This window comes from Paenibacillus sp. FSL R7-0163, from assembly GCF_037969975.1.
GTDB lineage: Bacteria > Bacillota > Bacilli > Paenibacillales > Paenibacillaceae > Paenibacillus_AQ > Paenibacillus_AQ odorifer.
Genome location: NZ_CP150224.1, coordinates 1,048,009 through 1,068,380, shown reverse-complemented (window position 1 = coordinate 1,068,380; position 20,372 = coordinate 1,048,009). Strand labels below are relative to the sequence as shown.

The window sequence follows — 20,372 nt, the reverse complement described above, 5'->3', positions numbered from 1 at the left end:
TGCCACAACAATAGCTAGATCCATCTTATTGCAATTAAATCAAACCGTTTCCATTCTATTTGAACTGGAACCAGGTTAAATTTGCAACTGTGGTTGAATCTGACTTAACAAAAGTTACATATACGGTATGGGTCCCTACGGCGGTCCCGGCATTAAGCGGGATATTCTTGACTGACCATGTCTGCCATCCGCCTGTGCTTTCTGCTGTCCAATAACCCAGCATAGTGCCCGTAGGACTGTCCAAGTGGAATTCTATTCTTCCGCCGGAATTAGCGGATGCAACCTTCAAATCAATACTTGTTTTAGCTGTACTACCAAAATCTACATTTTTAAATGCTATATAGTCGCCATTACTCCCTCCACCAACATCCAGCCCACCATCAGTGCTTGCCTCATAGGAAATAACACCTGAACTAAGGTTATAGCCTTCCGCTTCAAATTTCAATGTGTTGAATTTTGGAGCTGCAGCATAGCTGTTAGTATCTGTTATTTTCAATTCTGCCAATGTAGTTGCCGCAACTCCACCGACGCGAACATTGTTTAATGTAACTCCGGAGACAGTAGATGTGTCACTCCAACCCTTCATTATTGAAACTTCACCTAAAGCGCGTAAATTTATATTATTATAGACCACATTTTTTATCGGACCGGTTTTCGCAGAAAGATCAAACCATCTGGAGTGAACACCGGATCTTGGCCAGAAGCCTTCTACATCTATATTGTCAAATATGATGTTTTGTGCTGCTGGAGTTCCATAAAGATGACCTACTGCTAAAGCACGCCAGCACCGGTATACATAAGAGTTTTTAACAACTATGCCATCCTGAAGCTGTTTCACTCCATCTCCAACCTTAAATGCTCCACATCTGCTCCAAGCCAAAGCATCATCCACAACTACATTTGACTGGCTTTCAGGACTTCCAGGCCAGTTTGCAGCTATATCCGTAGTTTCTACATCCCATGTCTTAAATGAGTATGTGTCATCCTCCGATACTGCTACAGTGTGCTTTATGAGTACATTCTGGCTCTCTTGAATGTCGATTGCATCATTTTCATAATCAAGTTCATTGTTGTTGAAGTGCTTTGTATTCTGGAATGTTACGTTATTAGATCTTGTAACTATTGTAGCCCAGCCACCGCTGTCTCTTATTGTTATGCCGTCAACCGTGAAGTTGCTGCACTGCAAGGGTACAAGAATATTGTTCAAATAATTGTTTGTATTTCTCATATAATGGCCATTGCCGTCAATAGTCCCCCTGCCGTATATCTTAATATTGTTTGCATTTGTTTCAGTATAAATAAACCATGTTCCATCCTTACCCAGAGAATTCTTATGAAAATGGGTAGTGTAATCGCTTGGATTTCCTGAACCCCTTATAACAGAACCACCCTCCAGATAAACCGAAACATTGCTTTTTAAAACAAGGTTTCCGCACTTATAAACACCGGCTGGAACGTATACTATACCGCCACCTGCTGCGTTAGCCGCATTTATGGCGTTTTGTATTGCAGTTGTAGCCATAGCGGCACCGGTACTGTCGGCACCGTATTGAGTTTTAACATTGTATATACCTGTACCGGATGAAGCCGGAACATTGGTTTCAAGAGCATCTGCCGCAATAACCAGATCTTTCAGGTTGTTGATTTTAACTATAAGATATGTTGGTGATGAAAGTGTAAATGTAAGTGTATTTCCGCTCTTTGTTGCAGTGATTCCCAAAGCTTTGGGAGAAATATTATAGGTATTGATTGTCTCGCTTGCTGTTATTGTGATTGTAGTAGTTCCTGAAAAAGAGAAATTACAATAATTATAGTTTACAAATACCGCCGAAGTGTCGATTACCGGTATATTTGTAGAGTCTGCTGTTACCGTGTATTGACTGGTCGTGGTATAGATCGACGGTAATGGATAGCTTACAATTGTGCCCGCCGCTCTTGCTGTCAAAGGAACGACAGCTAAAAGACTGGCGAGCATACAAACAATTAAACTTAATAGTTTTAACCTTTTTAGCATAAATAAACACCTCTTTCATATCTTCAGAAAATACTCTGTCATCAGTGAATAATGATTTCACCAGTGATGCTCTATTACTCTTTTCATAAAGTCGACATATTCCTGTTCAGCTTCGGAAGTGGCAGAGTAATACTAACCTTTTCTGCATCAGCAAAGTTTCCTTTTAAAATACGGCCCCGGTTTTGTTCACCTTGTGCAGGATTTCTGCGTTGGTCGCTACTACTGAGCTGTATTGTTGCATTTTATGCACAATCTCCGCGCAAGCCGCTCCAATCATGGCACATGGCCCTACTGTTACTCCGCATTTCCGCCCTCAGCCTGCTTCCAATCTTATCTATGCTCCGGCTCCAGACAGAGCCGGAGCAGATCGTCCACATGGGCCGTTGCCAGACATTCCACCGTATCCGCAGAGCCGTAATAGATCTTGACCTCGCCGTCTTCCTCCAGAATCATCCCTCCCGGAAAAATCACATGATTGCGGAATCCCCCGCCAATCTCATAGTCTGTCTCCGGTACCAGCAGGGGCTGCCTGCTCATGCCGATCACCTTGCGGGGGTCCTCCAGATCCAGCAGCATAATTCCGGCGGTATAGCGCTTCTTCCAGGTGTCCTCCCAACCTTGCTTGCCTCTGGCCGGGTCCACATCCACCGCATGGAAGGTGGTCAGCCAGCCCTTATCCGTCCGGACCGGAGGTGCGGCCGGGCCAACCTTGTCATTGGCAAACGGCACCTGCTCGACGGCGAGCAGTAGGCTGGAGTTGCCCCAATGCTTCAGGTCCGGCGACTCGGAGATCCAGGCATCGAAGCGGTCCCGGCCGCCGCGGCTGTATACCGTGAAGGGACGCTCCAGCCGGACATACTTGCCGCCGATCAACTCGGGAAACAGTACCATATTGCGCAGGTCCGGTGTAGACAGGCTGAGCACCTCGAAGTGTTCCAGATCATCGGTAACGGCAATTCCGCCGCGGATGCCATGGTGCGTATCCACGGCAAAACACATATAACAACGGCCGCCGATCACGGTCAGGCGCGGGTCGTAGGCGCGGATAATTTCCTCGTCATGAATTTTGAACACTGGCTTCGGGCCGGCGGTCCAGCTCAGCCCGTCGTCACTGTAAGCAATGCCGAGATCCGTGGTGTGGTGCGGCTCAAGCGTCTGATCTACCAGTGAGCCGTAATCATTACGGAAGATCATCACATACTTGCCGTTAAATTTCGTTACACCGGCATTGAATACCAGTGCGGTGGGGTAAGGAACCTTCGTTGCATCCAGCACAGGATTGCCCGGATACCGCCGGATGAACGGGGCAGATTGCAGAATTGCCGGAGCGTGTTGAGTCATGGGATGTACCTCCTTGAATTTTAAATATGGAATATGGGTTGCGCAGGGCCGGACCGCTACCCTTTGAGGGAACCGGCTGTCATCTGCATGAAGGATTTGTTGGCGAACAGATAGGCTACGAGAATCGGCAGAATGGACAAGCAGGCGCCTGCCATCATATAGTGGGTCTGGGAAGCGGCCGAAATCCCGTATTTCAGGTTCGCCAGCCCGACAGTCAGCGTCTGCAGCTCCGGCTTCGTCATCGTGAACACGAGTGGCAGCAGATATTCATTCCACGCGCCGCGGAAGGTGAACAGCGCACCTACGCCGAGTCCAGGTCCGAGCAGCGGCAGAATAATCCGCCAGAAGGTGCGGCCGGGGGAGCTGCCGTCCATCAGCGCCGCCTCATCCAGCTCACGGGGAATCCCCTTCATGAAGCTGGACAGAATGAAGAAGATCGAAGCATGGGCGGAGATCAGAATCAATATGACCCCCCACAGGCTGCTGTGCAGATGAAGCTTGACCATCAGATCAAACTGCGGACGCAGCACGACCGCCCCTACTGCCACGAACATAGTAAAGGATTGCAGGCCGATATACAGTTTCTTGCCTGCAAAATCCATCCGGTCCACCACATAAGCCGCCATGGATGATACCAGCAGCGTGCCAACCACCGCCGCCAGAGAGACAATCAGGCTGTTCAGCGTATATCTGGAGAAATTCGCCTGTGCCCAGGCTTCGGCATAGTTCGAGAAATGCCAGCTATCCGGCAGGAAGGTGGCTCCCGCAGTCAGTTCGGCATTTGTCTTGAAGGAGCCGAGAATGGTGATAACAACCGGAATCAGGGTGATAAAAGCAAATGCCAGCAAAAAAATCCACAGGATGATATTGCCCAGTATGGTTCTTATTCTCATAATAGCCTCTCTCCTCAATCGGTCTGATTCATACGTCTGGATGCGTAGAAATAAATGAGCGATATGATCCCGACGATGACCGCAGACACGAAGGCGACCGCACTGCCGTATCCGAACTCTTGGACCTGGACCGCCGCGCTGCCTCCGCCGACAGGGAAAAATAATTTGTACAAATACAGGAACATCACCTCTGTCTTGCCTACAGGACCGCCTTCGGTCAGCACCATAATGCTCTCGTATCCCTTCAAAGCTGTAATGATCGCCAGCATAATGACCATCTGCATGACAGGCCCGAGCATCGGCAGGGTGACATAGCGGAACTGCTGGAGTCTGCCTGCTCCGTCCAGGGAAGAGGCTTCATAAACATCCTCCGGGATATTCTGCAGACCGGCGAGGAAGAGCAGCATGTAATTGCCGACCGCCCCCCAAGCCGCAACCAAAATGACGGTGAGCATGGCATATTTCGGCCCCAGCCAGTCCACACCGGAATCGGAAAGGCCCGAACGGATCAGGAACTGGTTGAGAATCCCGTTATACGAGTTAAAGATCGTGAAGAAGACTACGGCCATTACGGCGGTACTGATGACGGTCGGCATGAAGAAAATCCCCCGCAGCAGCTGTCTGCCCCGCAGCCCCCGATTCAATATGGAGGCCAGCAGCAGAGCCAGCGGAATAGTGATCAGCAGCTTGCCGCCTGCATAGACAAACGTGTTCACCACCGAATCCCAGAACTGGGTATCCTTCAGGATGCGGCTGAAATTGGCCAGCCCGGTAAACCGGGCCGTTCCGAACCCTTTGTAATCATAGAACATATAGCGGAACGCCCAGGCAATCGGATAAATCCCGAGGACCAACGTGAGCAAGGCACTTGGAAAGATAAAGCTGTATGAAAATAAGGCTTGTTTTGTTTTGTTCATCTGGTTTCTTCCGGCTCCTCTCCCTTGCGGCCAGAGCAGAGGGATGGGAAAGCTGCTTCCTCATCCCTCTGCTTTGGCCTATATCTCTATCCCTGACCTTCCATCTACTTGGCGAACTTGCCGCCCAATGCGGCGGGGTCAAAGCCGGCATCCGGCTCGGCCTTCACGCCATCATTCGCAATCACGCTGTCCAGTGCAGTGTTATAGCGTTTGTTCAGATCGGCGATAATTGCCTTCAGATCGCCGCCGTTCAGCATATACTTGAAGAAGGCGTCATCCGATTTCATCCCTTCCGGTGCTACAGACGGATAGACCGGCCACACTCCATCGTGCTTGTTCGGCAGGAAGCCTTCAATGCCGTTCACATCCGGTGTCTTGGCTACTGCGCTGACGGATGGTACCATGGAGATGCCAAAGCCTTTTTCCTGATAATCCGTCAGCACCTGATCGCCGTACATGAACTCCATGAACTTCCAGGCTGCTCCTTTGTGCTCCGACTTCGAGCTCAGCGCCAGCCACTGGCCCCCGAGGAAGCCCGAAGCCCCCTTCACGGTGCCGTCGATGGTCGGAACCGGAGCGGCTGCCCAGTCAATCTTGGCCGGGAACTGATTCTTGTAGACGCCCGGCTCCGAGGAGTAGGACATATACATTCCGATTTTGCCCTCTGCAAACTGCGCCCGCAGCGGATCAATATCCAGCGATTCCACACCCGGCAGCATGCTGCCGTTGTCCCGGATCTGCTTAAAGGCATTGATGATCGATTCGAAGCCGCTGAAATCGTAGCGGGCCGTCTTGAAATCATACCCGAAACCGCCGTAGCCGCTCATCTCCGCAATCACCCGCGCCGAACGCGCAAACGCGCTTCCGGGGCTTTTGAAGTTCTGGGCGAAGCCGTAAGCGCCGTCCGCTTTACCGGCTTCCGTCAATTTTTTGGCGGTATCCACCAGCTCCTGCAGGGTAGCTGGCGGATGCTCAACGCCTGCTTTGGCGAACAGATCCTTGTTGTATACTAGACGCATGGTTGTTCCATAATTCGGCAGACTGTAACGCTTGCCGTCAAATTCATTCAGATCCGGCATGACCGGGAATTTCGTCTTCAGCTCATCGGTGAGGAACTCGTCAATGGGAGCGAGAAAGCCTTTTTTGTAGAAGGTCTGGATGGTATTCTCCTTCACCCGGATTACATCCGGCGCATCGGAGGTCTGGAAGGACAGATCGAGTGCGGTATCGAAGTCGTCGCCCTTGACGACCAGCTCCACCTCAATCCCGTCAGTATTGGTTGCGTTGAACTCGGCTACCTTGTCCTTCACGAAATCCGCATCATGACGGTCGCCGGTCCAGTAGCTGATTTTGGTCTTGTCCCCCGAGCCGCCTGTCTTCCCGTCTCCCTTACCTTCTGCAGCATTGCCACCGTTACCGTTGCCGCAGGCTGTCAGGCCAAGTGCCAGGACCAGGCTCAGAGATGTTATTAGCATACGCTTCATCATTGGTAGTTCCCCCTTATATATCCCTGTTGTATTCGCTTACAACCTGATTATAGACGGATTGGCGTATCCGGATAAGGCGGGTAAGCCCACTTTAAGGGCAGATTTCTGCAGGAGCTTTATACAGTGAAGGGAGGCCACCTCCGCCCTGCGGACATGCCTCCCCTGCGCATTTTTATTCTTTTCCAAGATAATGCAGTTTGAACTCGGACGGGGTCATTCCGGTATATTTCTTGAACACCTCGCTGAAATAGCGCCTGTGCTCATACCCGAGATCCTGGGCGATCTCCTGAACCTGCCGGCCGCTGATCAGCATCGCCTTAGCCTTCTCCATCTTCTCGTGCATCACATACTGCTGAAACGAAATCCCCTGCACCTTCTTGAACAGGTTGGAGAAATACCCCTGGCTGAGGTTAATCTGCTTCGCCACCTGCTCCAGCGACAGCCCCGTATCCAGATGGCTATCGATATAAGCGGCGGCCTGGCGGATAATCCGTGTGGACTCCAGGGAACGGACCTCCGTAACCAGCGCACAGGCCTCCCGGCACAGCCCGGACAGCAGGTCCCGGATATCCTGCAGGGAAGGATGCACCCGGTTCTTCATGACGGCAATCCTGCGCTCCAGCGGCTCCACCTGCCCGTAGGGGAACTGCTCCAGCAGGACCCGGCAGATCCTGTAGCCCAGCTCATAGCCGACGCTTTCCACATAACGCGGCTCAGGCAAAAGCCCGCTGTCCAGCAGCTCCGCGAATAGCTGATCGAGCATCTGCAGGCTTTTGGCAGAATTGCCGGAACGCAGGGCGAACAGCAGCTCCTGCTCGACGGCGGCGGAGTAGCTGTGAAGTGCGAGCGGTTTATTCTCGACATTGCTGTAAATGTAGACCCCGTTTCCTCCGGTGTAGAAATGATAACCCAGCGCGCTAATCGCCTGCCTGTACGCTGTGCCCAGCTCCTGAATCGCCGCTGCGCCCAGCCCCACGCCAATGGAAAGTGTATGCCGGGAGAATCGGCTTACATTCGTGCAGCAGGCCTCCGTAACCAGCGCGGCCGTATCCGGGTCCGAGCCGTTCATGATGCAGACGTACCGGTCTGTCGCCTCCCGGATGATAACGCCGCGGGTCCAGGCGGAAATCGTCTCTTCGAGAATATTATGCAGGCTGAACCGCAGCAGCTCGACCTCCTGCACAGGCTGGCCGCTCAGCTTCTCCGTGAAATGATCGATTTCGGCGACAAACACGAAGAAATCATGCTGGTCCAGAGGGATATCGAGATAGGCCCAGCGGGAACGTGCATCCGATTCTGTCGTCTGGTGGTGCAGCAGGAAGATGAGATATTCTTGGCGGAGAATAGGCAGACTTTCTCTAATTTTGGCCTCCATCACAGCAAGTCTGGTGGTCTCCTGACGCTCCTCCCGGCACAACTCCCTGGCCTTCAGCACAGCCTGCACAATCTCGTTCAGGGAAAAGGGCTTCTTGACGAAATCAAGCGCCCCTAGTCGGATGGCTTCCTGGGCATAAGAGAACTCCGAGTAGGCGCTGAGGATAATAATCTTGCAGTCCGGCAGTTCCTCCAGAATCGCCCGGGTCATCTGCAGGCCGTCCATTCTTGGCATCCGGATATCAGTCAGCACAATGTCCGGCCGGGTCTCGCGGATAATCTGCAGCCCCGCTTCACCGTCCAGCGCTGTACCGACTACCTCAATACCGTGCTCCTGCCATGGCGGCTTGCTCGAGACCATCTCCACCACACTTTTAATATCGTCGATTACACATAATTTGAACCTTTCCAGCTCCAGCTTCCGGTCCATCCTTCATCTCTCCTCTTCTGAGGGAATCCACAGATCCGTCCGTGATCCCTTACTTGGTTCGCCGCCCACATCCATACGGGCTTCGTCCCCGTAATACAGCGCCAGCCGGTGCCTGATGTTGAACAGGGCATAACCTTTCCTCGACTGCGGAGCACTGAGCATCCCCTGCTTGACCCGTACAGCATCAAGTCCCCGTCCATTGTCGGTAATGCAAATATGCAGCAGCCCCTGCTCCCGGCTGACCGTGATGTCTATCCTGCCTCCTAAAGTCCGGTCGCTGAATCCATGCTGGATGCTGTTCTCCACCACCGGCTGCAGGATAATCTTGGGCATCAGACAGGTAAGCAGTGCCTCATCCTCTACCGTCACCGTGTATTCGAACAGACCTTCATAGCATTTCTGCTGAATAGCGAAATACTGCCGCACGTGGGACAGCTCATCCGCAAGGGTAATCAGATCCTTGCCGCCGCTGAGCCCGATCTGGAACATCTGCGACAACGACAGGATCATCTCATTTACATCGTCATTCTCCCCCATGACCGATTTGCAATAGATGGTATTGAGTGTATTGTACAGAAAGTGCGGCTCCATCTGGGCCGTAAGCGCGCGGATCTCTGCATGCCGCTTGTCCTCCTCCTTGGTCTTCACATCCGCGATCAGCGTCTTAATCTCTGACATCATCCGGTTGAACTGAAAGCCGACCTGGGCAACCTCGTCCTCATAACGGCTCTCATACACCACGCTGAGCTGGTTCTCTTCGACTCTGCGCATCAGCCGCCGCAGCTTGAACAGGGGCTTCAGCAGCACAGATGTCAGCTGGTTGGAGATCAGCCAGGTGGCCAGCAGGAAAACAACGATGACATAGAGGGTAATGCGCTGCACCCGCTGCAGCTTGCCCAGCAGCTGGTCCCGCGACTGCATGCCGGAGATGATCCAGTCGGGTGATACCGCTGAGCTTGTATAATTAACCAGATACTTCTTGCCGCCATAGCTGTAGTAGTGGTCCTGCGGATCGGCCGCTTTCCCGGCTTCGGCAAGCACCGGCTTCCAGGGGAACCTGCCCCGGAACGGCCAGCGGGACTCCACCACCGCCTCTCCTTCCCCGCTCACCAGATAATAATTTCTCCCTGCTTGTTCTCCGCCTGTATTCAGCAGCTCATCTATCCGGCTCTCCCTGATATTGACCACAATAAATACATTGCTGATCGGCGTGTAAGGGTATTCATAAATCCCCCGGACTACGAAGGAGACCACCCGCTGGCTGCCCGTGAACAACCGGTCATAATGTCCTTTGGCCCAGTAGCCGCCTGGCCGCTCCTTGCTCAGATCATATAATTCCGAGCCGTAGAACGAGTTGTCCTGCGCCCGGATCTGCGTAGTGGAATAGAAATCGCCAATCGGGGTAACGATCAGCACGTTTTCGATGATCGGCTGATTGAACGTTACCTGGGAGAGCACATATTGCAGATCCGACAGATGGACATAGTAATTCGACACATCATGGCTGAACACATCGAGCATCATCTTGCGGTACGCATCGCTCAGCATCAGGGACTGCACAGACAGCGCCACATCATTCAGGCGGGAATCCAGCAGCTGTGCCGTCTTGCTTACGGTCTCCCGGCTGCCGGCGTAGGCATTATCCTCGATCTCCTGCGCGGCAATCCAATACGAGAAGCTGCCCATTGCACCGATGGACAGCGTAATCAGCACGATGAACGAGAACAGAATCCTCTGTTTGATGGATATCCGGTAATACCTGCCGGCGATCTGCTGCCGGATCTTACGGCCATAGGCTGTGAATGTATTCATAGTTCCCCCTTCTTGAGCATGTATCTCCCTATGTTTGTATGTTCTTGTCACTTGTACCATATGGCTGCTCCAGTCCGGTGTCAAGACAGGGCATGATTATTTAGCGGATTCCGTCCCTTATTATCAATAGGCAGGGGGCCCTCCGCATAACATGGTGCGGATTCACTAATCATGGCTCAAGTTGACGGGAAGCTGCGCGATTGAGTAATTATGCTTGTGACGGTCAGTCCATTCCGTTTGATGCCTTTCTGCGGCAAATGTTGAACGATCCAACAGTAGCAGAGCTCACTGATTTTGTTGCCTCATACGTAAAAAATAATACAATTAGCCAAACTGACGGTTTCAAGGGCGATTCTATGAAGCATGAAACAGAGATGGGGGGAACGTTGAGCGAAGTCCTGCCCCAACTGAATACTGGCGGCAACGCAGTGTTCACTTATTATGGCGGCGGGCAATCTGGTCTGCTTCATGTGGTATTCCATGTATAGGTCTGGTAACAATGTACTGCTTCCATTTGCTGCTTCGACATCTGGATGTGAAGATGTAAAACTACGTCAAAATTTCAATTTTACGTTTTTATTTCCGCTTGATCATCTTTACAGTAAATCACGCTTAATTTTTGCGATCTGTCACAGTTCTAGCTGTTCTCTATTGTTAAGCCCCTTAACAGTCTGCAATAACTCCACTACTGTACCACTTAATTCACCAATAGTTGAATGCTCCTTCCCGGTTAAAAGCCATTCATAAGAACAACCGAACTCAGAGCAAATTGAGAAAACCGTCTCTATTGCCGGCTTACCTTTTCCAGATTCCAAATCACTAAGGCTGCCTTGAGAAACACCGATTTTATTAGCTAAATCCGTTTGATTAAGATTATGTATTTTTCGTAGTTGTTTAATATTTGCCCCAATAGTGTTCATTTAACCGCCTCCACACTACGATTTGTGCCAACAATTGATCCACGAGCTTTTGAACCTAAAATCAGTTTTAGCCATTTAGAGTATCTTTAATAATACTCAAGGAAAACCATTAAAAAAGCCCTGATAAATCAAGGGTTTCTTGACCATCAGGACTAAGATACTTGTACCAAAAATCGTTACAAACGCAACAAGATAAATTACAACTCACACGTAGATAAATTCTCCGCAACCTTTAACAAAATTCTCGGCAATTTCCTTTTGACTCATCCGGGTGACAATCCCTGAAAAAATACCAAGTGCAAAGAAAAGCGCTCCGATCTCAGTCATATACCAGCCTTTGCTCAGTATTCCCCAGACAATAAGTCCCAAGGTAAAGATGAAGCCGCCAATAATTAATTTATCCCGATTCGAGAAACTTACTTCTATCCCATCGTTCTCCTTGATGAAGCGTTGGCGGTTTAGAATATCATTTTGGAATACCGCTGAAAATCACCATGGCTATCGGAATCAGTAATATCCCTTTACTTTTGAGTCTTCCGGCTAAAGCTATCAGTGCCCGGTCAATCGCCCCCGTCTGCAGAATAATTCTAAAAGCTCCCCCTACAATCAGGACGAAGGCGACGACATCAGCACCATTGATGATTCCCTCCAACGGCGCACTGGCAATTTGGGCAAATCCTTGTCTCAAATCCCCTTGCTCACTGATTTTAGGAACGGTATGATAGGTTCCCGGGATGATGGCTGTTCTGGAGGAACCATCCACCAGCACTTCCTGGCGGTCAAATTGGCCGCTCGGGACAATCCAGGTTAATCCGGCAATAGCCACGATAATCAGAAAAATCAATGTATAACTATGAGGAAGGGACCATTTTATTTTAAGTTTAACCGTTTCCATTTCTACCCATCGTAATCGGAACATTGGCCTCAAGCATGGACTTGTAATTATAAAACCGGCTTTCATTTTCTTTTCCGGCCACAGCAGCCATATAAGCATCCAAGCGCGAAATGGACCTGCAACGGCAGCTCTCCCGCTGCTTCCAGCTCTTCAAGGACCGGCAGCAAACCGCTATGCCTGTCAAAGCCTATATCTTTTATCGAAGTTACACCCCGCTTAGCAAGCATTCGGGCAAAGTCCAAAAACTCTTGTCTGACTAATTCCTGATCCTGCATCATGTCATGAAGGAGACGGGCGCGTGATTCCGCGCTGCATTGGTTAGGGAGAAACTGATACTTATCCTGGGCAAGCTTGTTCATCCAACAATAGCTTTTCGTCAAATTAATGGCGATTACAGCCCTGTCAGTAAAAGCTTCGTCTAATAAGCTTTGCCCCGGAAGCTCGCCCCAACACTCTTCACTCCACCCGTAAGCGTATACATTTTGCTATAAGGTTTTTTTTGCCTCTTGTTTTAGCAACTCTAAAGCCTCTTGGATTGTAGCGACATTCGTCAGATCCACTCCACGGTGCATGGACATGTAACCGGTAAAAAATACATGGTTATCATGTACACCAGGCATAATGAACGCATCCTTCAGATGATGAACAAATGTTGCCGGTCCTATCCATTTCTCTGCTTATTAAGCAGCTCCACGATAGCCGTAACCTCTCCTGCATAACAAGGTTGAATACAATACTTGCTGCGCCACTGTTTTTTTGCGCCAGAACACTTATATTATTTTCATGATTGCTGGCTGGTTAAACTATGTTTTTCAAAACTTTTTTTAACTTCTTCTTTACTCGCTGAACCCGTTTTTTACAGGCCTCTACAGAAATCCCAATTTCATTAGCCGCCTCCATCATTGAATACTTCTCCAGAGTAATTTTTTTAAGTAATTTATAGTCTTCAATATTGGTTAAGTCAGAAAATATAAAGTCAACATCAAGTACGTCACTATCCTCAAAGATAACGTTTTCATCTATTTCGAATGAAGTTACTACTATATTTTTAAGGTATGCCCGACTGCGAACTTTGTTTTTAATAACATTCTTTAATGTATTAAATAGCCAGCCTTTCGGATTGGAACAAAATAGAAATTTGTCGGCTTTAGCACATGCGATTCTAAATGTGTCCTGAACGGCTTCTTCGGCCAGTGTGCGGTCATTCAACTTGCTTTGTGCATATGCCAACAATGAACTATACATTTCCGTATATAATACTTTTATGGTGCGACGTTGATTATCATTTAGCACCGCCTTCTCACCACCATTTCCTTTTTATGAAATACAATCTACTTTAGTTATAATTTTATATAAACATATAAATATTGGTATTTCAATACTACCCTATAAACAGATAATAGGAACACTTTTTCAAAAAAAATTAAAAATAAAAAAGCAACCCTCTAAAAGGTTGCCTTCTTCCTATTCATCATTTATATCCTAGGTTATTTGCATAGCGGCGCAATAGCTCTTTGAGGCGTGTTACCTCATTAACAATTTCACTATCGCTATCAATATTGTCATTTCTGTCATACGACGAAGTAACAACTTCGGTAGTAGTAGATGCTTGAGGTTCATCTGCGTTAGCTGAAACGGTTAACGCGGACCCTATCCATATAATTCCTATCAGCGCCACACAAAGGAATAGAACACCATTTTTCTTCTCTTTTAGGTCCATGATTGAAGAAATGCGATTTTTCAAACCTTTTTTCCCTCCATAAAAATTACTTGATAATGCTGTTTGGAGCTTCGCCCCATTCCTCGCAACAGTAATAATGATTTCCCCATATTGTATTCGCCGTTGATGATCTGCGTTTTGTAAAACCAATGCGTCACAAGAGATTTCACATTGTTCCGCTGCCGCTTTTGCCATAAGATAGACAACTGGATTGAACCAATGAAACGAGGTTGCAATCAAGATCATGGCCTTGCACCAGAGGTCATGCCGTTTAAGATGAATCAACTCATGCTTTAGAATTAGATACACTTCATCATCTGATAGTTTCACTCGCGGCAGTAAAATGACAGGCTGTATAAAGCCAATGAACATAGGACTTGTAACGCTTTCACATACGCATAAACCTATATGCTTTTTAATCCCGAGTTCCGACCTTACACTGTCTAAAATCCCTTGAACCTTCGCATCGGTTACAGGATCACTCCAACGACGTACCGTCTTCATAAAACGACTATGCCGTAGAGCATGATACAGTATTATGATTACAATACCGCACCCCCAAATCGCTGTAAGCACCCACCATAAAGAGATTGTTGCCCAAGCATCCCCCCTATCCCCAAAGTCCATTAAGGGGACAGTACGGATTATGGATGGAACAAGCGTTGCAGGAAGATCCGGCATGGTCACAGGGAGAACTAATAGGTCAATCTGTGGACGAAAGGGGAATATCCAGCCTACCGCAAGCAGCAGCCAAACCCTATAATTCCACTTTGCGACATATCGTTTGGATATAAAGGGCTGTATTGCCGCGTACACAAGCGTCAGCAATGACATAGATACAGAGCATTGGAGCACGGTAACTAAAAATCCCTGCATATCACTCCCTCTTATCTTTCAGCCAATTTTCCAATTGATCGAGGTCACTGTCCTTTACTTTGTTACTAGCATATAGCGTAGCAACCAAGCTAACGAATGAATTCGCATGAAAACGCTCCATAAAGTCGCCTGTTTCAAATTTCAGGTACTCCTCTTTGTTAATTAAAGGGAAATAAGTGCGCTCTTTTCCCTTTTTTTCAGTTCGAATAAAGCCACGCTCAACCAACCGTAACATAAGAGAAATGACCGTTTGCGCTTTCCATTTCCTATCATTTCCAAGCTGTTGCATAATAACATTAGTCGTTATAGATGAATCATTGGCCCACACAACTTTCATGATATCAAACTCTGCATCTGGCAATTTTCTCATTATTTCTATTAATCAACTCCTTTAAGACAACTGTCTACAATGATATTCTACATTTGTCTTGAATTCATGTCAAATCTATAAAATAGAAATATTTTATCCTATTTATCACACACAAAAACAATATTGGGATATTTTTGAAAATCTTTGTCCCCAATTCGATACATTAAGACATATATATTATGAAGAAGCATTTTCATAGTTTAACACTAATGAAACGGAGGCAATTCCGATGAACAATTAACGAATACTTTCACGTTGAACGAAAAACCAAATTCCCAATTTTAGAATGGAGGCTACTAATTAATGAAAAAGAAATCTCTCTTTGTTTTCTCGGCCCTGGCTCTCCTCCTCCTCCTCACTCCAAGCTTTGCGCTTGCAAGTAATCAGCAGAACTACTTCGCTTCCCTGTCGGAAGAGAAGCTCGCTTATCAGGATGTTGACGCAGCTCCTACGGAATGGAAAGACGACATCTTGAATGCAAGGAATTCTATAATATACAGTACTTCTTGGACTGTTGATGGTCAGGTTGGCTATGAGTTGCCCGATGGAATGTTAGTAGAACTTCCAGAATTTTCGGACCTTTTTCCAGGTTGGGATGTTCCTAAATTGAAAGAAGATGTACGAAAAGAACAGTTAACTAAGCCTCAAACTTATGATTTTCATACCCTAGCCGCGAATTATGTTGGGTTTGTCTACTTATTTGAACCCTCAAATTCTGGAGCGTCACTACCGTTTTACACCTTTTATTCCAGCGCTAATAGAGTCACAATGATAGGTGATTCTTTACCAGGGACAAGCTATAATGCCGGTTTCACAAATCTTAACACTGGTTCGGATGTAGGTTATGCAAATAACTTACCGCAAGGTGGAAAACTATATCTCACTAAACTGAATTCAAACACTGCATATGGGGCTCGGGCTAGCACGTACAGCACAACAGGATATGCGCAAATGAGCGTAGTTGACGGCTAAACTCATCATCTGATTCTGTAGTGTCGGGTAGATGTTTGAAACGTAGATTGATATGTATGGGTAATCAAGGACTGCTTGTTCATTGAGGTTATTCGCTTTCTTCTAATTGATAGACTGTTTAATGCTTCTTCCATTATTGCTATTGCTGCCTTTTTAACTTTTGTTAAACGTATAGCCATTGACAAAACCTCCTTCTACTTCATCTGATTTAGTCAGATATAGCAAAGGAGGTTTATATGCTTCTATATTTCGAGCCATTGTTTCAAACATCAGCGACCATAGTCTGGTTTCTTCCCCTGCTCTTGGCCAAGTATAACGCCTGATCCGCCTTCTCCAGCAGCCCCTCCCGCTCCAATGTATGAAAAGGATAATGGGCGATTCCTAGAGAGATTGTAACCTGTGTCTCGATTGGCCCCCTGCTTTGTTCCATTGCCCGCCGGACTCTTTCAGCTATGATGAAAGCTTCCTCAGGTCTTGTGTGGGCTAGCAAGATGATGAACTCTTCACCGCCGTAGCGGTAGCAAACATCGTCTGGACGAACCGAGGTAACTATAACTTTGGCTACATGTTTCAGCACTTCGTCGCCGATGAGATGACCGTAAGTGTCGTTCACGAGTTTGAATTTGTCTACATCCAGTACAATGAGCGAAAACGGTTGTCCTGAGTCAATCCATTGACTCATCGTATACTCTAACGATCTCCGGTTCATTAAACCGGTCAGAGCATCCGTCGTAGCCTCTTGGGTCAGTTGATCCGTCTGCTTCTGAATATCCGTCACGGCAAGCAACACAGCCTTGGTCAGCAGATCTGCCTCTCGGCTCCATTGCGGCTTCGCTTCTGGCAATTCAATCTTCTCCTTGCCCATCCTGCTCACCAGATTTGCCAGGTACACAAAAGGCCGGGCCAGCTTGCGTGCTACGAGAATGACGCCCATCAGGAGGATAATGAACGGAAACAACGAATACCAGAGAATGGTCCGAAGGTGCCCCATCAGTTGATGATGGATGACACTAATCGGCGAAACGACCACAATTCCCCATCCGTTGGCTGGAACGCTGGAGTATCCGGCAAGCATTTCAACGTCACGGGTGTTACGCACTTGCTGTTCCCCACTCTCCCCATTCATGAGTTTCTGCACAACCTTGTTATTGCTGACATCCTCCCCAATGAGCTGCTTATCCGGGTGGTACAACAGATGCCCGCTGGAATCCACAATATAATAATAGGAGCCAGAATCGTCCACGTTATTGTCGCCAAAAATCATAGACAAAATATTGTTCTCCTGCAGATAAAATGTGCCGCTCAAAATACCGCGATATGTACCATTCTTGCTAAAAATCGGCTGACTCATAAAAACGATTAGTCTATTGGTGGTTTGGGTCATGTAGGGGGAGGATATGTAAGGTTTTTTTAACGCCAGAGCTTCCAAACCGACCTTAGAAGTAATATGGTTTCCTACTGACCCCAAACTAGCCGGTACTACATTGCGGATCAGCCCGTCGGCATCGAGCACGGCGATAGAATTGAAGTAATTGCTACTATTGCGCATCAGTTCCAAATTATCATCCACTTGCTTCGGCGTTGAGGTTTCGTCATCGGAGAGTGTGTCAGCACTGTATTCCAAACTGCTGCGCATGGACTGAAATAAGGAATCCATTGTTTTGGTCATTCGGTCAGCGTTGTAGTAATTCAGATGGAGTGTAGTCTCCATCAAGGACTGTTTTTTGGACTCGTAAGAGCCAATCAGAAGAATGCTTGAGGTTAGTAGAACCACCAGCGTAACCAAGCCCGTAAGCAGCGATGTGAGACTGAGCTTTTTACTTTGACACGGCTCAGCTCTTCTCAGTGTAAGCAAACCTTAACCCTCCTTGGTTCTTGAAAACTAGATTAATTAATAATACAACAAATTAAGATGTTATTCGACAGTAATCAAAAGGCTCGGATCTCTCATACCACTCTGCTTACCGTTTGATATACGGCGGTTCATGAAATCTTACATATTAAAAAACTCCCTCCAGAGCTTGTGATTAAACAAGCACTGAAAAGGAGTGTTATCAACCTGATTCTGTGAGCTCGGATGTGATTCCAAGACACACAGAACCTTTAGTTTTTGACGGAAGTTTTACTCAAGAAAAACAAAAAAAAACCTTGATTTCTCAAGGTTTTCACTGTGATGCCGAGGACGGGGGTCGAACCCGTACGGTACTCACGTACCGCAGGATTTTAAGTCCTGTGCGTCTGCCTGTTCCGCCACCCCGGCATATTATGTGTTGAAGCTTCATACGTTGTTCACATATAACGCGACAAGAAATATAATATCATGAATATCGATAACGCGCAATCCTTTTTCGAAAAAAAATTATTCACAATAAAAATAACCCGTTCAGCCAGAACCGACACGGGTTATTATAGACGCGGATTATCTACGCTCGTCACTTCTGCTTCTCATTCCGGCAAGACCCAAAAGTCCAAGCAGACCGAGCCAGCCCCAGTTAGATCCTTTGTTAGTTGCAGCATTCGTTGTTGTACTAGTTGCACGGTATTTGCCGGTCTGTGTGGTGTTGGTTGCCGGGTTGACAGTGCTGTTGGTTCTGTAGTTGTTAGGTCTGTAATTATCATCGATGCGGATCTTATCTTTCATAATGCTCTCATGCTGATTCATTGTTCCCGTGGTGCCGTTCATTAAATTGCCTTCCGTATTCATCATCCGAGTGTGTTCCGCAGTCCCATCCATCCCGGTATTCGCGGCTGGGATACCGCCCAATGCTGCTGATCCCACGGCATTTGATGCATAGCTAGCTCCCATTAGACTCATTGATAATACAGTACCGCATGCAAGGCTTGTTATCAGCTTGTTCACAGTGTTATGCCTCCCTTTAAGGTTAGTTATCACTGATAATTTCCCCTTGGACGGCACTGTCTATGCATGGTGGTTTTACTCTTTTACTACATTAACTGTCTTAGTCACAGCATCATAAGTAACCTTTGCTCCAAGCGCCTCAGCCAGCGCACGTATGGGCACATAGGTTATTCCGGTATCAAGAACGCCATCGGTAAGCTTGCGGCCGTTTAGGTTAATGGTCACTGTAACGTCTTTGTTCACCTGATCATCCCCTCCGGTAATCTTTTTTAAAGCCTCTTTGGCTTGGTCCGTCGTTGGACGTTTACCTGCCCGAAGTTGATCTATAGTTAAACCGAAAGTCATTTGCAGATGTGAATAATCTTTAAAAGAGGTCCAGTCCCCGCCCCATTCTAAACCAAGCCGCTTAGCCTCCTGTACAACCTCTTGCCAATCCGCTGTCTTATCCTTATCACCATCACGATTGATATCCCAAGAAAGGCTAGTGCCATTCGGCAGCAAAAGCGCAAAATCAAACGCAAGACCATAATTATGATAGCTGGTACCGCCTTTAGCGTTGGTAACTATCGGTCCTGGTTTGCTTCTCCCCTGCGCATACAAAGCATTTTGCTCAGCAATGGTCCGTAGACCCTGAGTAATAACGATAGGGACTCCTCTCGCATGGCTTTGCTGAATCAAAACATTCGCACCTGCCGCCAAGACAGGATGAAGCCCGACCAGACGCGCCGCGGATTTTTCCCTCAATTGCTCCAAAGTCAGCATAGAATCACCCCTTTGGTATATTCAATGATGCCGCTGCCCTATTTGCCTGTACCCCTGTCCCCTTTAGGATGATTTCCACAAAAAAGGACAAAATATTTAACGAAAGGTGGGAGACATATGGATATTCATAGCGATAGCTATAAAGTTGCAGCCCTTAGTGAACAGGAAGAAGCACTGGAAATTATTCGGAATGCTGAAGCTTCCATTGCACATCTGACCGGTAATCCTACCGTTACCTTAATCGCTTATGAGAAAAGCGAAGGCAACGGTTCTCAGCATTAAACGATGTAGACCTCGACAATATCATCCACATCGATCCACTTCCATTCCTCCGCCCACTGCAGCTTAAACTCACGCGAGTGGGTGTGAATGGAAGTCACAAAACCACTTAACATCGTATTTTCAAAAGGGTCAAAAAGAACAACTGTCACTCGTATATGACTCCGCAACGACAAAGCCAGTGTACATTCAATCTCCTCCAGCTTCTGCTCATCCAGAATAGGCTTGATGCGGCGCAGCGTTTCCCGTTCATCTCTTATAATTCGTATCTTATGCTCCGGCAGCATCATGCGGCTGCTTTCCCACAGCCCGTTTTTCTCCAGCTTTTTGCCCATGGTAACCCCTCCTTAATTATATATCTATTCCTCTCAACACGAACGTATGTTTGTATTATATCCGCATCTTCGCATATTAATCAATAATCAGGAAAAAGATACCTTTTTAAGGGTC

Annotated in this window: 22 protein-coding genes and 1 tRNA gene; 3 read left to right on the top strand and 20 right to left on the bottom strand. The window is 47.7% G+C overall.

Features of this window, described 5'->3' with window-relative positions; all coding sequences use genetic code 11:
* Positions 1–55: 55 nt before the first annotated feature.
* The 7 genes from NST45_RS04620 to NST45_RS04590 form a co-directional block, all read right to left on the bottom strand.
* Positions 56–2,014 (bottom strand): carbohydrate-binding protein, encoded by a 1,959-nt coding sequence (locus NST45_RS04620; RefSeq protein ID WP_076142247.1) that lies wholly within the window; start codon positions 2,012–2,014, stop codon positions 56–58.
* A gap of 330 nt (positions 2,015–2,344) precedes the next feature.
* Positions 2,345–3,355, bottom strand: coding sequence for a glycoside hydrolase family 130 protein (locus NST45_RS04615; RefSeq protein WP_036683303.1), 1,011 nt, complete (start codon positions 3,353–3,355; stop codon positions 2,345–2,347).
* A gap of 56 nt (positions 3,356–3,411) precedes the next feature.
* Complete coding sequence (locus tag NST45_RS04610) at positions 3,412–4,248, bottom strand: carbohydrate ABC transporter permease (protein WP_036683306.1); 837 nt, start codon at positions 4,246–4,248, stop codon at positions 3,412–3,414.
* Positions 4,249–4,262: 14 nt separating this feature from the next.
* Complete coding sequence (locus NST45_RS04605) at positions 4,263–5,165, bottom strand: sugar ABC transporter permease (protein WP_036683309.1); 903 nt, start codon at positions 5,163–5,165, stop codon at positions 4,263–4,265.
* A 104-nt stretch (positions 5,166–5,269) separates the two neighbouring features.
* Positions 5,270–6,652, bottom strand: coding sequence for an extracellular solute-binding protein (locus NST45_RS04600; RefSeq protein WP_036683312.1), 1,383 nt, complete (start codon positions 6,650–6,652; stop codon positions 5,270–5,272).
* Positions 6,653–6,824: 172 nt separating this feature from the next.
* Positions 6,825–8,456 carry a response regulator gene (locus tag NST45_RS04595; protein WP_036683314.1) on the bottom strand — a complete coding sequence of 544 codons (1,632 nt, stop codon included), beginning with the start codon at positions 8,454–8,456 and terminating at the stop codon, positions 6,825–6,827.
* A 3-nt stretch (positions 8,457–8,459) separates the two neighbouring features.
* The gene (locus NST45_RS04590; RefSeq protein WP_036683317.1) at positions 8,460–10,268 is read right to left on the bottom strand and encodes a sensor histidine kinase; all 1,809 of its coding nucleotides are present in this window, start codon (positions 10,266–10,268) and stop codon (positions 8,460–8,462) included.
* Between the two features lie 200 nt (positions 10,269–10,468).
* Here NST45_RS04590 and NST45_RS04585 point away from each other — a divergent pair, with 200 nt between their 5' ends.
* The gene (locus NST45_RS04585; RefSeq protein WP_036683320.1) at positions 10,469–10,756 is read left to right on the top strand and encodes a hypothetical protein; all 288 of its coding nucleotides are present in this window, start codon (positions 10,469–10,471) and stop codon (positions 10,754–10,756) included.
* Between the two features lie 141 nt (positions 10,757–10,897).
* Here the strand turns inward: NST45_RS04585 and NST45_RS04580 are convergent, their stop codons facing one another.
* The 8 genes from NST45_RS04580 to NST45_RS04545 all read right to left on the bottom strand — a co-directional run bounded on the left by NST45_RS04580 (position 10,898) and on the right by NST45_RS04545 (position 15,049).
* On the bottom strand, positions 10,898–11,188 hold the full coding sequence (locus NST45_RS04580) for a helix-turn-helix transcriptional regulator (RefSeq protein WP_051491282.1): 291 nt from the start codon (positions 11,186–11,188) through the stop codon (positions 10,898–10,900).
* Between the two features lie 204 nt (positions 11,189–11,392).
* Entirely contained in the window at positions 11,393–11,614 is a 222-nt protein-coding gene (locus tag NST45_RS04575) for a hypothetical protein (RefSeq protein ID WP_235219493.1), read from the bottom strand.
* 40 nt (positions 11,615–11,654) lie between these two features.
* The gene (locus tag NST45_RS04570) at positions 11,655–12,083 is read right to left on the bottom strand and encodes a hypothetical protein (protein ID WP_051491283.1); all 429 of its coding nucleotides are present in this window, start codon (positions 12,081–12,083) and stop codon (positions 11,655–11,657) included.
* A gap of 62 nt (positions 12,084–12,145) precedes the next feature.
* Positions 12,146–12,442 carry a hypothetical protein gene (locus NST45_RS04565; protein ID WP_051491284.1) on the bottom strand — a complete coding sequence of 99 codons (297 nt, stop codon included), beginning with the start codon at positions 12,440–12,442 and terminating at the stop codon, positions 12,146–12,148.
* A gap of 126 nt (positions 12,443–12,568) precedes the next feature.
* Entirely contained in the window at positions 12,569–12,703 is a 135-nt protein-coding gene (locus NST45_RS04560; protein WP_256715948.1) for a hypothetical protein, read from the bottom strand.
* Between the two features lie 178 nt (positions 12,704–12,881).
* Positions 12,882–13,376 (bottom strand): sigma factor, encoded by a 495-nt coding sequence (locus tag NST45_RS04555; RefSeq protein WP_036683321.1) that lies wholly within the window; start codon positions 13,374–13,376, stop codon positions 12,882–12,884.
* A gap of 178 nt (positions 13,377–13,554) precedes the next feature.
* Positions 13,555–14,679 carry a M56 family metallopeptidase gene (locus tag NST45_RS04550; RefSeq protein WP_051491285.1) on the bottom strand — a complete coding sequence of 375 codons (1,125 nt, stop codon included), beginning with the start codon at positions 14,677–14,679 and terminating at the stop codon, positions 13,555–13,557.
* A gap of 1 nt (position 14,680) precedes the next feature.
* Positions 14,681–15,049 (bottom strand): BlaI/MecI/CopY family transcriptional regulator, encoded by a 369-nt coding sequence (locus NST45_RS04545; RefSeq protein ID WP_076142248.1) that lies wholly within the window; start codon positions 15,047–15,049, stop codon positions 14,681–14,683.
* 303 nt (positions 15,050–15,352) lie between these two features.
* Between NST45_RS04545 and NST45_RS04540 the strand changes: the two genes are divergently transcribed.
* A complete protein-coding gene (locus NST45_RS04540; RefSeq protein WP_036683328.1) occupies positions 15,353–16,021 on the top strand; it encodes a hypothetical protein in 669 nt (222 codons plus the stop codon).
* A gap of 262 nt (positions 16,022–16,283) precedes the next feature.
* On the opposite strand, the gene NST45_RS04535 is transcribed toward NST45_RS04540, so the two are convergent.
* The 4 genes from NST45_RS04535 to NST45_RS04520 all read right to left on the bottom strand — a co-directional run bounded on the left by NST45_RS04535 (position 16,284) and on the right by NST45_RS04520 (position 19,643).
* A complete protein-coding gene (locus tag NST45_RS04535) occupies positions 16,284–17,876 on the bottom strand; it encodes a sensor domain-containing diguanylate cyclase (protein ID WP_036683330.1) in 1,593 nt (530 codons plus the stop codon).
* A gap of 319 nt (positions 17,877–18,195) precedes the next feature.
* Positions 18,196–18,281 (bottom strand) — tRNA-Leu (locus NST45_RS04530).
* A 159-nt stretch (positions 18,282–18,440) separates the two neighbouring features.
* Positions 18,441–18,881 carry a WGxxGxxG family protein gene (locus NST45_RS04525; RefSeq protein ID WP_036683335.1) on the bottom strand — a complete coding sequence of 147 codons (441 nt, stop codon included), beginning with the start codon at positions 18,879–18,881 and terminating at the stop codon, positions 18,441–18,443.
* A 75-nt stretch (positions 18,882–18,956) separates the two neighbouring features.
* Positions 18,957–19,643, bottom strand: a complete 687-nt coding sequence (locus tag NST45_RS04520) for a M15 family metallopeptidase (protein ID WP_036683338.1) — start codon at positions 19,641–19,643, stop codon at positions 18,957–18,959.
* A 117-nt stretch (positions 19,644–19,760) separates the two neighbouring features.
* Between NST45_RS04520 and NST45_RS04515 the strand changes: the two genes are divergently transcribed.
* Positions 19,761–19,925, top strand: coding sequence for a hypothetical protein (locus NST45_RS04515; protein ID WP_169744799.1), 165 nt, complete (start codon positions 19,761–19,763; stop codon positions 19,923–19,925).
* Here NST45_RS04515 and NST45_RS04510 read toward each other — a convergent pair.
* Entirely contained in the window at positions 19,922–20,257 is a 336-nt protein-coding gene (locus tag NST45_RS04510) for a YolD-like family protein (protein WP_076142249.1), read from the bottom strand. The genes NST45_RS04515 and NST45_RS04510 overlap by 4 nt on opposite strands.
* Positions 20,258–20,372 lie beyond the last annotated feature (115 nt).